This window comes from Streptomyces sp. NPDC051364 (genome assembly GCF_040682115.1).
In the GTDB taxonomy this organism is placed as follows: Bacteria; Actinomycetota; Actinomycetes; order Streptomycetales; family Streptomycetaceae; genus Streptomyces.
The window spans coordinates 85,978-99,375 of the sequence record NZ_JBFBAH010000003.1; the positions used below are offsets into that span (position 1 = coordinate 85,978).

Consider the following 13,398-nt stretch of genomic DNA (forward strand, 5'->3'; position numbering starts at 1 on the left):
TGAGACGTGGAGAAAGAATTCCTGTGAGCCCGACCAATCGCACCGTGGTCGTCACCGGTATCGGCGCAACCACTCCGCTGGGTGGCGACAGCGCTTCGACCTGGGAAGGTCTGCTCGCCGGTCGTTCCGGCGTCAAGCCCCTCGAGGGCGAGCGCTTCGCCGAACTCCCGGTCCGTATCGCCGCCCCGGTCGCCGTGGACCCGAGTGAGGTCCTGCCGCGCCCGCTGGCCCGCAAGCTGGACCGCTCGGCCCAGTTCGCCGTCATCGCCGCCCGTGAGGCCTGGGCGGATGCCGGCTACACCGCCCCGGCGGGCGAGGACGCGGCCATCGCGCCCGAGCGCCTGGGCACCGTGATCGCCTCCGGTATCGGCGGCGTCACCACCCTGCTCGACCAGTACGACGTACTGAAGGAAAAGGGTGTGCGCCGGGTCTCCCCGCACACCGTCCCCATGCTCATGCCGAACGGCCCGTCGGCCAACGTCGGCCTGGAGGTCAACGCCCAGGCGGGCGTGCACACTCCGGTCAGCGCGTGCGCCTCGGGTGCCGAGGCCATCGGCTACGCCGTCGAGATGATCCGTACCGGCCGCGCCGACGTGGTCGTCGCGGGCGGCACCGAGGCGGCGATCCACCCGCTGCCGATCGCCGCGTTCGCCAACATGATGGCGATGTCCAAGAACAACGAGAACCCCCAGCAGGCCTCCCGCCCGTACGACAAGGCCCGCGACGGCTTCGTCCTCGGCGAGGGCGCGGGCGTCGTCGTCCTGGAGTCCGCCGAGCACGCCGCCGCGCGCGGCGCCCGGGTCTACTGCGAGGTGCTGGGCCAGGGGCTGTCCGCGGACAGCCACCACATCGCGCAGCCTGAGCCGACCGGCCGCGGTGTCGCGGCGGCGGTGCAGAACCTGCTGGACAACACGGGTCTCGACCCGGCCGAGCTGGTCCACCTGAACGCGCACGCCACGTCGACCCCGCAGGGTGACACGGCCGAGCTGAAGGCCCTGCGCAAGGTCCTGGGCGACGACCTCGACCACATCGCGATCTCCGCGACCAAGTCGATGACCGGTCACCTGCTGGGCGGCGCCGGCGGTATCGAGACCGTCGCGACCGTGCTCGCGCTGTACCACCGGATCGCCCCGGCGACCATCAACGTCGACGAGCTCGACGAGGGCATCGACGCGGACATCGTCGTCGGCGAGCCGCGCAAGCTGCCGGCCGAGGGCCCGATCTCCGCGATCAACAACTCGTTCGGCTTCGGCGGCCACAACGTGACGCTGGCGTTCCGGAGCGTCTAGTCGGCGAGGCAGTACGTACGAAAGGGCCCGCCCGGCACTCGCCGGGCGGGCCCTTTCCGTATGCCCCGGGACTCAGACGACCTGGTGGAGCCAGCGGACCGGGGCGCCCTCGCCGGCATAGCGGAAGGGCTCCAGCTCGTCGTCCCAGGGCTTGCCGAGCAGTTTGGCGATCTCCGCCTCCAGGTCGGTCTCGCCGCGCGCCGACCGGGCGAGGGCGGCGCGCAGCCGGTCCTCGGGGATCAGGATGTCGCCGTGCATGCCGGTGACGGCGTGGAAGATGCCGAGCTCCGGGGTGGAGCTGTAGCGCTCGCCCTCGGCGGTCGGGCAGGGTTCCGCGGTCACCTCGAAGCGCAGCAGGTGCCAGCCGCGCAGCGCGGAGGCGAGCTTCGACGCGGCGCCCGCTTCGGCCTGCCAGGAGAACTCGGCTCTCCAGGTGCCGGGGGAGGCGGGCTGCCTGATCCAGTCGAGGTTCACCCGCACCCCGAGCACGCCCGCAACAGCCCATTCCACGTGCGGGCAGAGCGCGCGCGGTGCGGAATGCACGTACAGAACTCCACGTGTCGTCACCGGGACCTCCAGTGTGGGACGAGGTCGGGAATAAACTCCAGAAAACGGACAGTATGTGACGTGATGTAATGTAACGGAAATTATTTGACATTGCGCTACGGGACCTGCGGCCGAAACACCACGGGAAAAAGCTACCGTGCGCCAGGGGTCATGGTGTGACGTACGGTCGGTCCGAGGCCGCCAAACACAGAGCATTCACTCAGCAGGACGCCCCCGGAGGACGTGGGGCGACGAGGAGGGGACCACCCGATGTGCACCACCGCCCTGTGCCGCCGCGCGCGCCGGACTCTCGCGGGCGCGGGCGCGGCGGCGGTCCTCCTGGCCGGGGCGCTGACCGGGTGTCAGTCGGGCGGGTCGGCCACGGAGGGTGAGCGGGGGGCGCAGGCAGGGCCGCGCTGGAACACCGCGCCCGCGTCGGTCGCCGCCGTCGGCGACTCCATCACACGGGGTTTCGACGCCTGTTCGGTGCTGGCGGACTGCCCGGAGGTCTCCTGGGCCACCGGCAACGACCCCGCCGTCCACTCCCTCGCCACCCGGCTGCTCGGGGAGGCCGAGGTGCCCGCGCGCAGCTGGAACTACGCGGTGACGGGCTCGCGGATGGCGGACCTGGCAGGTCAGCTGGCTTCGGCCGCGGAACACAAGCCCGACCTGGTCACGGTGATGGTGGGCTCGAACGACGCCTGCCGACCGTCGGCTTCTTCGATGACGCCGGTGGCGGAGTTCCGTGCCGCATTCGAGAAGGCCCTCGCGGGTCTGCGGGCGGCCTCCCCCGCGTCGCAGGTGTACGTCTCCAGCGTGCCGGACCTGCAGCGTTTGTGGGAGCAGGGCAAGGACAGCCCGATGGTGCGGCAGATCTGGAAGCTGGGGATCTGTCAGTCGATGCTGGCGGATCCGCTGTCGGCGGCGTCCGGGGCGACGGCCCGGCGCGAGCAGGTGCGGGCGCGGGTGGTCGAGTACAACGAGGTGCTCCGCGAGGTCTGCAAGAAGGACGCGCTGTGCCGCTACGACGGCGGTGCGGTGTTCCAGTACCCGTTCGCCGCCGACCAGTTGAGCCGCTGGGACTGGTTCCACCCGGGCAAGGACGGGCAGGCCCGGCTCGCGGAGCTGGCGCACCGCCAGGTGACGGCGGCCGAGCCGCCGCGCTGACGGACCGGCAGAGGCGGCCGGGGGGACCGGGGGCGCGTGTCAGGGCCCGCCCCCGGTCCGGTTCATGGGTGATTTCCGGCCGGCCCTGGGGGTCTAGACCTCCAGGATCGCCGTGAGCCGCGTGTCGCCGTGGGCGCGGCTCGCGCGGACCTCGTACGCGCCGCCGATCCGCTGCCAGCCGCGGGCCTCCTCGTCCCAGATCTCGAAGGCCCGGGCGGGCAGGGCGATCTCGGCCTCGATGCTCTCCCCGGGGCCCGCCTCGACGCCGGCGAAGGCGGCCAGCCAGCTCGCCGGGCGCTCCACGGCCGCGCTCTGCGCGCTGCCGGACGCCGTGGCGACGGGGGCCAGGTAGAGCTGGACGACCTCACGGCCGGGCCGGGTGCCGGTGTTGGTGACGCGGACCCGGGCAGTGGTGCCGGTGACCTCGAGGGACTCGTACGCCCAGTCGGTGTAGCCGAGGCCGTGCCCGAACGGGAAGGCGGGGGCGATGCCCTGGGCCTCGTACGCCCGGTAGCCGATGAACAGCCCCTCGCGGTACTCCAGCCGGCCGTCGGTCGGGACGACCTCGGTGACGGGCGCGTCGGCGAACCGCGCGGGCCAGGTGGTGGGCAGCCGCCCGCCGGGCTCCGCGTGCCCGAGGAGTACGTCGGCCAGCGCGGCCCCGCCCTCCTGCCCGGGGAACCAGGTCAGGAGTACGGCGGCCACCTCGTCCCGCCACGGCAGTTCCACCGGGGATCCGGCGTTGACGACGACCACGGTGTTCGGGTTGGCGGCGGCGACGGCCCGCACGAGGTCGTCCTGACGGCCCGGCAGGGCGAGGTCCCGCCGGTCGAAGCCCTCGGACTCCACGCGCTCGGTGGTGGCGACGACCACGACGGCGGTGTCGGCGGCGCGGGCGGCGGCCACGGCCTCGGCGATCAGCTCGTCGGCGTCGCGCCGCGGGCCGAGGTGGAGCAGCGAGAACATGATCGCCTTGAGCGGCAGGGTGGCCATGTCGGGGACCTGGAAGGTCAGCGAGACCTCGACGGCCTCGCCCTCGGTGAGATCGACGCGGGCGCGCTCGCTGGGGGCGCCGAAGAAGGCCTCGAACGGGTCGGCCTCGTTGCCCATCGCCTGGACGCCCTCCCAGCGGGTCTCCCCGCCGACGGCGAGGGCGAAGGCGCCGAGTCCGCGGGTGCCGAAGGTGTGCTCGCCGCTCTCGCGCGGCACGAACGTACCCGTGACCTCGATGCTCGCCATGGTCTCGTACGAGACGCCCGCGGGCAGGTCGTCGCCGATCCACTGGACCTGGCCGGTCGGCAGGCTGCCCTCGCCGAGGACGGCGCCGGAGGCGTCGCGGCAGACCGCGCTGAGCTCGAAGCCCTTGTCGGCGGGGCCGGCTTCCTCGCTGGGGTCGGCTCCGACGGTGAAGGTCAGGGCCCCTTCCGGGAGGGCGGCGGTCAGCCCGTCCAGCGGGGAGACGATCCGCTCGGGGAACACGGTGGCGGAGCCGCCGCCGAGGACGCGGGCGTCGCGGCCGGCGGCCCCGATCAGGGCGACGGTGCGGCCGGGGGCGGCGTCCAGCGGCAGGGCGGGCCGCTCGCCGGACACGGTCTCGTTGCGGACGAGGACGAAGCCGCGGGCGGCGATCTCCCGGGCCAGTGCCTGGCCGTCGATCGGGGCCGGGGTCTCGGTGACGGCGGCGGAGGCGCCCTCCAGGATCCCGACGCGGGCGGCGAGGCGCAGGACGTTGCGCACGGCCTCGTCCACGGCGGACTCGGGGACCTCGCCGGACCGGACGGCCTCGGCGAGGGCGGGCCCGTAGACGGTCTGCGGCCCGGGCATGGCGACGTCGAGGCCGCCGAGGATGTCGCCGGTGGTGGAGCGGGCGGCCATCCAGTCGGAGACGTTGTACCCGTCGAAGCCCCATTCGCCGCGCAGGACTTCGTTCACGAGGTAGCGGTGCTCGCTCATCGTCGTGCCGTTGACCTGGTTGTACGCCGTCATGATGCCCCAGGGGTGGGCGTTCGCGACGATGGCCTCGAAGGGCGCCAGGTACAGCTCGCGCAGCGGGCGCGGGGCGATGACGCTGTCGACGGTGAACCGCTCGGTCTCGGCGTCGTTGCCGACGAAGTGCTTGACGGTGGTGCCGACGCCGCCGTCCTGGACGCCGTTCACGTAGCCGGTTCCGATGGCGCCGGTGAGGTACGGGTCCTCGGAGTAGCACTCGAAGTGCCGGCCGCCGAGCGGGGAGCGGTGCAGGTTGACGGTGGGGGCGAGGAGTACGTGGACGCCCTTGCGGCGGGCCTCCTGGGCGAGGAGGCGGCCGGCGCGGCGGGCGAGCGCGGGGTCCCAGGCGGCGGCGAGCGCGGTCGGGGAGGGCAGGGCGATCGAGGGGTCGTCGGCGGTCCAGCGCACGCCGCGGACGCCGATGGGGCCGTCGGACATGACGAGGGACTCGAGCCCGATCCCGGGGACGGCGGGCAGGGACCACATGTCCTGGCCGGCCAGCAGCCGGGCCTTGGTGTCGAGGTCGAGTTTGCCGAGCGCCGCCTCTACGGCGTCGTTGCGGACCTGATCGGCATCGGTCACGGCCGTGCCTCCTCGTTGAGTGCGTGCGGGTGCATGCGTGCGTGCGTGCGGGTGCATGCGGCGGGGTGTGGTGCGGGTGCCGCGGGGGTGCCCCCATCGTGGACCCGATACCGGTAGAGCGGTAGGGTTCGTAATGTGTTCGTGATATTCCGATAACGTACTGAGGGTGCCGCCGGCGAGGCGGGGCACGGCGTGAGCAGGAGAGGTGCCGGGGCGATGGCCAGGGCGAGAAGCGAGGAGCGGCGCGGCGACATCGTGCGCGCGGCGGTCGAGGTGATCGCGGAGCGCGGCTACCGCGGTGCGTCGCTGGGCGCGGTGGCCGAGCGCGTCGGCCTGACCCAGCAGGGGCTGCTGCACTACTTCCCGACCAAGGAGGCGCTGCTGGTCGCGGTGCTGGAGGAGCGCGACCGCTGGGACACCGGCGGCGGCTCGCGCGCCTCGGCCGGCGCCTGGCGCCTGGACCTGCTGGCCTCGCTGGTCGAGTACAACGCCATGCGCCCCGGGATCGTGCAGACCTTCTCGGCGCTGCTGGGCGAGAGCGTCACCGACGGGCATCCGGCGCGGGAGTTCTTCACCGAGCGCTACGCCCAGGTACGCGCCGAGATGACGCAGGTGCTGCGCGCCGAGTTCGGCGACCGGCTCCCCTCGGGCCTGACCCCGGAGCAGGCGGCTCCGCTGCTGACCGCGGTTATGGACGGCCTCCAGTACCAGTGGCTGCTCGCGCCGGAATCGGTGGACATGCCGGCCGCCTTCCGCTCGTTCCTGACCCTGCTGCGGGGGCCGGAAGCGGGCTGACGACACCCCTAGGGGCGGCCCAGGAGCGGGTCGTGGACCGCGCAGGGCGGGCGCCGGGCGGGAGCGGGGATCCGGTAGTACACCCGGTCGCGCAGGCGTCCCGTCCAGGCCTCCTGCTCCGAGCGCCGCTTGACCAGGAGGTGGCGGCTGCTGCCCGCCTGCAGGTGGGTGCGGTAGGCGTCGAGCAGCGGGTCCGCGGGGCCGAGGAAATCCCGGATCTGATCCTCCACCAGGCAGAACGGGCAGTCCGGTCCGGGCAGGAGGTGGAACTGGCGGCCCTCGGGGTGGGCGTCGTCGGCGAACGCGGTGAGGGCGAGCGAGCCGCCGAACATGACGCACACGCCCATCACCTGGGGGCCGGGGGCGTTCGCCGCCTGGAGGACCAGGCCGCGGAAGGCTTCGGCGTCGACCCGCTGGATCCGGGCCATCAGGGTCCGCATCGCCGCGAACAGGCTGTGGACGGCGGCCGCCAGGGACACGAGGGCGACCCCGACCACGCCCCAGGGCGGGCCGGTGGCCGCGAGCAGCCACAGCACGCCTGCGTTCAGGACGGCCATGAGGAGCACCGCCACCCGCAGTCCGGCCCCGCTCGTGCGGACCACGCGGTACGACACGACCAGGAAGGTGCCGGCGAGGACCGGTTGGATCCAGTCGGGCATCAGCCGATCCTCCGTCAACTCCGGTGAGCAAGCGGGCTGTTACAGCATCACCCCGGCCCCGCTCCCCCGTCGACCCCCGGGTGGACGTAGGAGCGGGCAGCCGGCCTGGCATCCTGGACCCGTGAAGATCGCCGCAGCCCAGCTCACCTGCATCCCGGCCGACATACCCGCCAACACGCAGCGGAGCCTCGCCCTCGCCGCGGAGGCCCGGGAGCAGGGCGCCGAGCTCGTCGTGTTCCCCGAGTTCACGCTCACCGGCTACGAGCTGGAGGCCATGGCCGCCGACCCCGGCCTGTGGATGGCGGACGCCGACGATCCCCGCCTGGATCCGCTGCGCTCCGCCGGCATCGCCGTCGCGGTCAATGTCGCGCTGCGCACCGCCGGGCCGCTGCCCGCCATCGCGACCCTGGTCTACGGCGCGGACGGCCGGCACGTGACGACGTACGCCAAGCAGCACCTGTACGGGCACGAGCAGGGCGGCTTCGCGGCCGGCGAGAGCCAGGGCCGCTTCGAGCTCGGCGGGATCCGCTTCTCCCTCGGCGTCTGCTACGACAACCACTTCGCGCAGCTCACCGGCCGCGCGGCGGCGGACGGCTGCCGGGTGCACCTGGCGAGCTCCCTGTACGGGACGGGCGACGGGATCCGGGAGCGGGCCACCGTGTACCCCGGGATCGCCGAGGAGCACGGCCTGTACGTCGTCCTCGGCAACCACGTGGGGCCGGCGGGCCCGTGGACCGGCTGCGGCCGCGCCGCGGTCTGGGCCCCGGGCGGCGCGCTGCTGGCCGAGGCGGACGACCGGACGCCCTCCGTGGTGACGGCCGAGGTCGGCGCCTGACGGCCCGGCAGCCGGCCCCGCCACCCGGGGTCGACCGGGGTCAGCCGATCGCCGGCACCTTCGAGTGCCGTCCCGAGCGCGTGCTGTCGTTCCGCTCCGCGGGATCCTCCGCCGGAGCCGGCTCGCGGTCCCGCACCAGCGCCGGCAGCACCAGGGCGAACGCCGCCGCCGTGTACACGCCGGTCCACAGCATCCAGCCGCCGGGCGGGACCCAGTGCGCCGAGAACGGCACCCAGGAGCCGCTGGTGCCGACGGCGAAGCGCCGCAGCGTCCAGAAGAACGCCGCCGCGTTCGCCAGTGCGAGCCCGGCCGCGCCGAAGCCGACCAGCCTGCGCCACGGGAAACCCTGCTCGGGCGCCCGGCTCGCGCAGATCAGCACCGCCATCAGCGGCAGGCCCACGGCGAACGGCAGCAGGTAGCGGCCCTGCCAGACCATGCCGAGCTTCTCCGCCTGCGAGGCCTGGGCGACCACCGGCACCACCACGATCGCCACCAGCATGCCGATCAGCGCCACCGCCTCGCGCAGCCGGCCGTACGCCAGTCCCAGCGCGGTGAGCACCGCGATCACGCCGAGCCAGACCAGCCAGGTGAAGGCGGGTGCGGGGGTGTCCAGCCAGCCGAAGTAGCCGAGCATCTGGTGGACGTACGTCTCGGCGTTGCCGAAGGTCTGCCGGGCGGCTTCCTTGGCGGTGAGCGTCTTGGGCGTGTTGATCACCGAGTTGTCGGGGTGCGCCCCGGCCCAGAGCAGCGCACCGGCCGTGGCCACGCCGAGCAGCGCCGTCCAGACCCACAGGGCCTTGCGGCGCAGCACCGAGCGCAGGACGCCGCGGTGGGCGAGCAGCAGGCCGAAGAAGACCGCGCCGGCGAACCAGATCAGCCCGAGCGGGCGGATGTTGATCAGCACCAGTCCGCCGATGCCCACCCGGGCCAGCCGCCGGTTCAGCAGCCGTGCATCGGGCGACATCAGGATCGACAGCAGGGCGGTCCAGACGAGGATGCCGGCGGCGATCTCACCGCCGCTGGGGTTGACCATGCCGGCCATGTACAGGGTCATCGGCGTGGCCGCGGTGAACACGCCGAGCAGCGCCACCGAGCGCCGGCGCCTCCACTCGGCGGCCGTGACCACCGCGCCGGCCAGCAGCGCCGAGCAGAGCGCGGCCGACATCAGCCGCATCAGGTACAGCCCGTGCGGGCCCTTGACCAGCAGGCTCGGCCAGCCGGTCGCCAGGTAGTAGGCCGGGTGGTAGCGGCCGGCCGCGGTGGTGACCTGGACGGTCTTCTCGGAGTGCCCGAGCTTCGGCGCGCAGGAGGCGGGCTTCTCCTCGTGCCAGGCGTAGCACTCGTGCTGCTTGGGGAGCTGCTTGTACCACTCCGGGAGCTGCACCCCGGTCTCGGCGAACTGGCCCTCGATGCCCGCCACCATGTGCGGAACCATCACCTCGGGGCCGCCGATCTGGCCCCGGGCGACGGCGGCCGCGCGGATGAAGTGGGCGTGCTCGTCGGGGGAGCCGCCGAGCGGGGTGGCTGCGGACCAGGAGGCCGCGAGCGTGAAGAACAGCGCGAAGGCGATGGCCCAGAGCCGCTTGGGGGTCCGGGCCGACCAGTCGGCCAGGCGCTTCAGTGCGGAGATCATCGCTTCCTTCTGATCATCGGATGTAGCTCAGCCAGCTCTGGTCGCCGTCCTTGGAGCACTCGCCCTTGGGCGCGAACTTCGGGCACTTCCCGTCCTGCTGCCGGATGGTGTGCGAGACCCAGGGCAGGATCCGGTAGGTGCCGTCCTGCGCGGGCATGTAGCGGTCGGACATCGAGGAGGAGACCGTGCCGAGCAGCAGCAGGAGGGCGCAGAGGGTTCCGATCACGGCGCCCTCGCGGCCGGGGAAGCCGGTACGGCCCGTGGCGGGCGCGGATGCCCCGGATGCCTCGGATGCAGGTGCGGCTGCCTCGGGCGCCGTGCGCCGCTCGGCCAGCTTCAGCGAGACCAGGTGCGCCACCAGCGCGCAGAGGATCAGACCGCAGTAGAGCAGCTGGTTGTTGGTGCGCGTGTACAGCTGGACCGTCTGCGTCTCGTACATGTGCGAGGCGATGTACATGCGCATCACCCACGCGCTGATGAACATCGCGGCGATGGTGACGACCAGCGGCTTGCGCAGGCCCAGCCAGATCGCGGCGCCCAGGCAGAGGAAGGTCACGAGGGCGAACAGCCCGACCCCGCCGAACTCCCCCGGCGGCGGCCAGTCGCCCACCTTGCCGGGCATGTCCGTACGCCACATCAGGTAGTAGGCCGGGTCGGTGAAGTTGTCGAAGCGGAAGTTGTAGTCCTTGGTGGTCTGCCCTTCCTTCAGCATGACCATCAGGTAGCGCCCGGCCACCACGAGGAAGGCCGCCAGGGCCGTGCCCATGAACGCCGCGCCCTTGAGACGGCCGGTCTTCCACGGGAAGTACAGCAGCGCGGCGAACAGCACGCCGGCCGCACTCCACAGGAACCAGCCCGAGTACGTGAGGAACAGCACGCCCAGCAGCACGCCGACCCCTGCGCCCTTGAGCAGCAGCGGCCGCCAGCCCTCCGTGCCGCTGCGGCGCAGCGCCAGCACCATCGCCACCAGCACCGGGACCAGCAGCACGAGCACCGTCTGGCTGTACGGCTTGTACGAGTCGATCAGCGCGAACGCGGGCACGACACCGAAGGCGAGCGCCCGGACCGGGCTCAGCAGCATCCGCCAGGCGAGGTAGACCAGCGGCCCGAAGGCGGCGGCGCCGAGGATCTGCAGGTCCTTGAAGGCGTACGCGGTGTTGCCGCCGTGGAACCACTCGGCGTAGTAGCCGAGGGTGTAGAGCGGCATCGGCGGGTAGACCGGCGAGCCCGAGGGCTGCCCGTTCGCGACGGCGTGGGCCCATTCGACGATCCGGCCGCTGTCGCCGTTGAGGCCGAACATCGGCCACGGAGTGCCCAGCAGCGCGACGACCGCGCCCGCCGCGACGAAGCCGCTCGCCAGGCCCGCGATGGCCGCGGCGGCAAGACGGGTGGCCAGGTCGAAGTGGCGCCCGCCGCGCAGCCGCATCGCCAGCACCACGGCGGCGACGAACAGCAGCCCGATCAGCGCGAACCGCAGCTGGATCGCGGCGAGGCCGCTGACCTGCGCGATCCGGTTGAGCGGGTTGAGCCCCAGGCCGCGCGCCAGGAGCGGGAGGACCAGTGCCGCGGCGAACGCCACGGCGGCCTCCAGCAGCAGGAGCCCGCCGCGGGAGCGCAGTGCGCGCCGCGGGGCCGGATCCGAGGATCCGGAGCTGCTGGGGGCGTGTGCGGCCGGTCCGCTCGGGGGGCCCGGGCGCGCGGCCGCCGACCCCTCGGTACTGACTGTCACTGACGGTGTCCCTACTGCTGGTCGGTACTCGGCGCGACGGCCGGTCGTTCTCGGCAAGCCACTGCCCGGCTCCGGGCCCGCAGGTCCGGAGATCGGACGCGGGCGGCGGACTCAAGGACGGTGTGGGACAGCCTCGGCTCTTGCCGCCACGCATACTATCGGGCCGCCTGTGGCGAGCGGGGGTCCCGGGACGGCGGCCGGGACCGCCAGGGAACGGCCCGCGGCCCGGTGTGAGGCGCAGGTCAGTCGAGGACCCCGAAGCCGGCGAGCAGGAAGAGCAGCACCCAGCCGCCCAACGACAGCCAGCCGAGCACCAGGCCGATCGTCGCGGGCCCGGCGCCCTCGTCGCCGCGCGCGCGGATCTGCGCCTTGGCGATGTGCCCGGTGATCACGGCGCCCAGGCCCGCGGCGCCGAGCGTCGGCAGGCTGAGCACACCCAGCGCGAGCGAGGTGATCGCCATCCCGTTGACCGGGCGGGGCGGCACGGGCATGGGCAGCGGCCCCGGCGGCGGCCCGTAGCCGGGCGGCAGCACCGGTACCGCGGCGCCGAACGGGGCCACCATCGGCCCGGCCGGCAGGTCCGCGACCAGCTGCGCGAGCTGCCCGTACGTCTGCGCCTTGTACGCCGCGTCGAAGCGCTGCCCGTACTCCTCGCGGGAGAGCCGGCCCTCCGCGAAGGCGGCCTTGAGCACGTCCACCGTCCGGTCGCGGTCGGTGTGCGAGGCGCGCATCGCGGACTGCGGGGTGTGCGCGGGCTGCCACGGCTGCCCGTAGGACTGCTGCTGCGGGCGGACCGGGTACGGCTGCCCCCACGGCTGTTCTGCCATCCGGCCACCTCCGAAGCCCCTGCGCGTGGTGCGCGTCCGTCCAGGATGGAGGACGAACGGGCAACGGCGATGGTTGCGGTGCCCCCGGCCGACAGCTGTGACGAGACCGATGCCTGCGCCGCGGGCGGCGGGGGCGATGGCGGATGTGATGAGGTGGCGGGCATGACCGACTTCGAGACGATCACGGTTCCGGCCCACCTGTGCGGATATCCCGGGGTGGCCTTCGGCGGCTACGTGGCCGGGGTGCTGGCCGCGCGGGCGGCCGCGGAGACCGTCCGGGTGGACTTCCGCCGGCCGGTGCCCACGGACGCCCCGGTCCGGCTCGCCCCGACCGCCGAAGGCGGCGTCCAGCTGGTGGACGGCGAGCTCCTGCTGGCGGCGGCGACCCCTGCCGAGCCGGCCGTCGAGGCCCCCGAGCCGCCGTCCTGGGAGCAGGCGCAGGCGGCGGCCGACGCGTACCGGGCGGCTCCCCCGGACGGGATGGTCGACTGCTTCGGCTGCGGTCTGCACCGCACGCCCGCCACAGGCCTGCGCCTGCACTGCGGCCCGGTGCCCGGCAGCGCCCTGGTGGCCGCCGCCTGGACCCCCGGTCCCGGACTCGGTGGCGCGGACGGACTGCTGCCGCCCGAGCTGGTGTGGGGCGCGCTGGACTGCCCGGGCAACGCCGCCGGCCGGCTGCTCGACGACCGGCGGGCCGGTGCGGTCACGGCCGCCCTGACCGCGCGGCTGCTGCGGCCGGTGCCAGTCGGCGCGGGCCTCGTCTCGTACGCCTGGCTGCTCGGCAGCGAGGGACGCAAGTACCGCGTGGGCACGGCCCTGGCCACCGCCGGAGGCGATCTGTGCGCGGTCGGCGAGGCCCTGTGGGTGGAACCCCGCACCCCGGCCCAGGTCCAGGTCTAGCCCTGGACCTGGACCGAGACCTGGACCTGGACCTGGGCCGACTGCTGAGCCGGCCCGGGGACACGGTGCTTGGTCCCCCATGCCCCCAGAGCTTCCAGGGCCGTGTTGAGCTCCTGGCCCGGCGGGGTCAGCGAGTACTCCACGCGCGGCGGGACCTCGTCGTAGACCTCTCGGTGGACTATGCCGTCCGTCTCCAGCTCACGCAGCTGGGCCGCGAGCACCTTCTCCGAGATCCCCGGGACCAGCCGGCGCAGTTCCCCGAAGCGGCGCGGCCGCTGCTCCAGCTCCCACAGGAGCGACACCTTCCACTTGCCGTCGATCACGGACATCGCCGCGGCCACACCGCAGTGGTCCGCCCCGGGCCTTCGCGTCACCGACATCACGCACCCCTCCCCACCTGCTCGCTCACCTGGGAGTAACCACCCACTCCGAAGTGCGTACTTGAGC

At 73.4% G+C, this 13,398-nt stretch carries 12 protein-coding genes; 5 read left to right on the plus strand and 7 right to left on the minus strand.

Going from position 1 to position 13,398, the window contains the following annotated elements:
- Nucleotides 1–23: 23 nt before the first annotated feature.
- Entirely contained in the window at nucleotides 24–1,289 is a 1,266-nt protein-coding gene (gene fabF / locus AB0M76_RS07410) for a beta-ketoacyl-ACP synthase II (RefSeq protein WP_266667330.1), read from the plus strand.
- Nucleotides 1,290–1,361: 72 nt separating this feature from the next.
- On the opposite strand, the gene AB0M76_RS07415 is transcribed toward fabF, so the two are convergent.
- Nucleotides 1,362–1,856: a DUF3145 domain-containing protein gene (locus AB0M76_RS07415; RefSeq protein ID WP_365952004.1), complete on the minus strand. Its 495-nt coding sequence runs from the start codon at nucleotides 1,854–1,856 to the stop codon at nucleotides 1,362–1,364.
- 249 nt (nucleotides 1,857–2,105) lie between these two features.
- Between AB0M76_RS07415 and AB0M76_RS07420 the strand changes: the two genes are divergently transcribed.
- A complete protein-coding gene (locus AB0M76_RS07420; protein ID WP_365952005.1) occupies nucleotides 2,106–3,002 on the plus strand; it encodes an SGNH/GDSL hydrolase family protein in 897 nt (298 codons plus the stop codon).
- Between the two features lie 93 nt (nucleotides 3,003–3,095).
- On the opposite strand, the gene AB0M76_RS07425 is transcribed toward AB0M76_RS07420, so the two are convergent.
- A complete protein-coding gene (locus AB0M76_RS07425) occupies nucleotides 3,096–5,630 on the minus strand; it encodes a glycoside hydrolase family 3 C-terminal domain-containing protein (RefSeq protein WP_365952006.1) in 2,535 nt (844 codons plus the stop codon).
- 159 nt (nucleotides 5,631–5,789) lie between these two features.
- Between AB0M76_RS07425 and AB0M76_RS07430 the strand changes: the two genes are divergently transcribed.
- On the plus strand, nucleotides 5,790–6,368 hold the full coding sequence (locus AB0M76_RS07430) for a TetR/AcrR family transcriptional regulator (protein ID WP_328621579.1): 579 nt from the start codon (nucleotides 5,790–5,792) through the stop codon (nucleotides 6,366–6,368).
- 8 nt (nucleotides 6,369–6,376) lie between these two features.
- On the opposite strand, the gene AB0M76_RS07435 is transcribed toward AB0M76_RS07430, so the two are convergent.
- Complete coding sequence (locus AB0M76_RS07435) at nucleotides 6,377–7,027, minus strand: hypothetical protein (RefSeq protein WP_365952007.1); 651 nt, start codon at nucleotides 7,025–7,027, stop codon at nucleotides 6,377–6,379.
- 121 nt (nucleotides 7,028–7,148) lie between these two features.
- Here AB0M76_RS07435 and AB0M76_RS07440 point away from each other — a divergent pair, with 121 nt between their 5' ends.
- On the plus strand, nucleotides 7,149–7,862 hold the full coding sequence (locus AB0M76_RS07440; RefSeq protein ID WP_266667320.1) for a carbon-nitrogen hydrolase family protein: 714 nt from the start codon (nucleotides 7,149–7,151) through the stop codon (nucleotides 7,860–7,862).
- A gap of 40 nt (nucleotides 7,863–7,902) precedes the next feature.
- Here the strand turns inward: AB0M76_RS07440 and AB0M76_RS07445 are convergent, their stop codons facing one another.
- The 3 genes from AB0M76_RS07445 to AB0M76_RS07455 form a co-directional block, all read right to left on the minus strand.
- Nucleotides 7,903–9,495 (minus strand): DUF2142 domain-containing protein, encoded by a 1,593-nt coding sequence (locus AB0M76_RS07445; RefSeq protein ID WP_365952008.1) that lies wholly within the window; start codon nucleotides 9,493–9,495, stop codon nucleotides 7,903–7,905.
- 13 nt (nucleotides 9,496–9,508) lie between these two features.
- Nucleotides 9,509–11,224, minus strand: a complete 1,716-nt coding sequence (locus AB0M76_RS07450; protein WP_365952009.1) for a hypothetical protein — start codon at nucleotides 11,222–11,224, stop codon at nucleotides 9,509–9,511.
- 242 nt (nucleotides 11,225–11,466) lie between these two features.
- Nucleotides 11,467–12,051 carry a DUF1707 and DUF4190 domain-containing protein gene (locus AB0M76_RS07455; RefSeq protein ID WP_266994286.1) on the minus strand — a complete coding sequence of 195 codons (585 nt, stop codon included), beginning with the start codon at nucleotides 12,049–12,051 and terminating at the stop codon, nucleotides 11,467–11,469.
- Nucleotides 12,052–12,213: 162 nt separating this feature from the next.
- Here AB0M76_RS07455 and AB0M76_RS07460 point away from each other — a divergent pair, with 162 nt between their 5' ends.
- Nucleotides 12,214–12,951 carry a hotdog fold domain-containing protein gene (locus AB0M76_RS07460; RefSeq protein ID WP_365952010.1) on the plus strand — a complete coding sequence of 246 codons (738 nt, stop codon included), beginning with the start codon at nucleotides 12,214–12,216 and terminating at the stop codon, nucleotides 12,949–12,951.
- Here AB0M76_RS07460 and AB0M76_RS07465 read toward each other — a convergent pair.
- Nucleotides 12,948–13,331 (minus strand): helix-turn-helix domain-containing protein, encoded by a 384-nt coding sequence (locus AB0M76_RS07465; protein WP_365952011.1) that lies wholly within the window; start codon nucleotides 13,329–13,331, stop codon nucleotides 12,948–12,950. The two genes, AB0M76_RS07460 and AB0M76_RS07465, sit on opposite strands and share 4 nt — an antisense overlap.
- Between the last annotated feature and the right edge of the window lie 67 nt (nucleotides 13,332–13,398).

Excerpts from the sequence above, each read along its gene's own strand:
- AB0M76_RS07420 (WP_365952005.1), top strand. The coding sequence starts at position 2,106 with ATGTGCACCACCGCCCTGTGCCGCCGCGCGCGCCGGACTCTCGCGGGC.
- AB0M76_RS07425 (WP_365952006.1), bottom strand. The coding sequence starts at position 5,630 with ATGCACCCGCACGCACGCACGCATGCACCCGCACGCACTCAACGAGGA.
- AB0M76_RS07430 (WP_328621579.1), top strand. The coding sequence starts at position 5,790 with ATGGCCAGGGCGAGAAGCGAGGAGCGGCGCGGCGACATCGTGCGCGCG.
- AB0M76_RS07435 (WP_365952007.1), bottom strand. The coding sequence starts at position 7,027 with ATGCCCGACTGGATCCAACCGGTCCTCGCCGGCACCTTCCTGGTCGTG.
- AB0M76_RS07445 (WP_365952008.1), bottom strand. The coding sequence starts at position 9,495 with ATGATCTCCGCACTGAAGCGCCTGGCCGACTGGTCGGCCCGGACCCCC.
- AB0M76_RS07455 (WP_266994286.1), bottom strand. The coding sequence starts at position 12,051 with ATGGCAGAACAGCCGTGGGGGCAGCCGTACCCGGTCCGCCCGCAGCAG.
- AB0M76_RS07460 (WP_365952010.1), top strand. The coding sequence starts at position 12,214 with ATGACCGACTTCGAGACGATCACGGTTCCGGCCCACCTGTGCGGATAT.
- AB0M76_RS07465 (WP_365952011.1), bottom strand. The coding sequence starts at position 13,331 with ATGTCGGTGACGCGAAGGCCCGGGGCGGACCACTGCGGTGTGGCCGCG.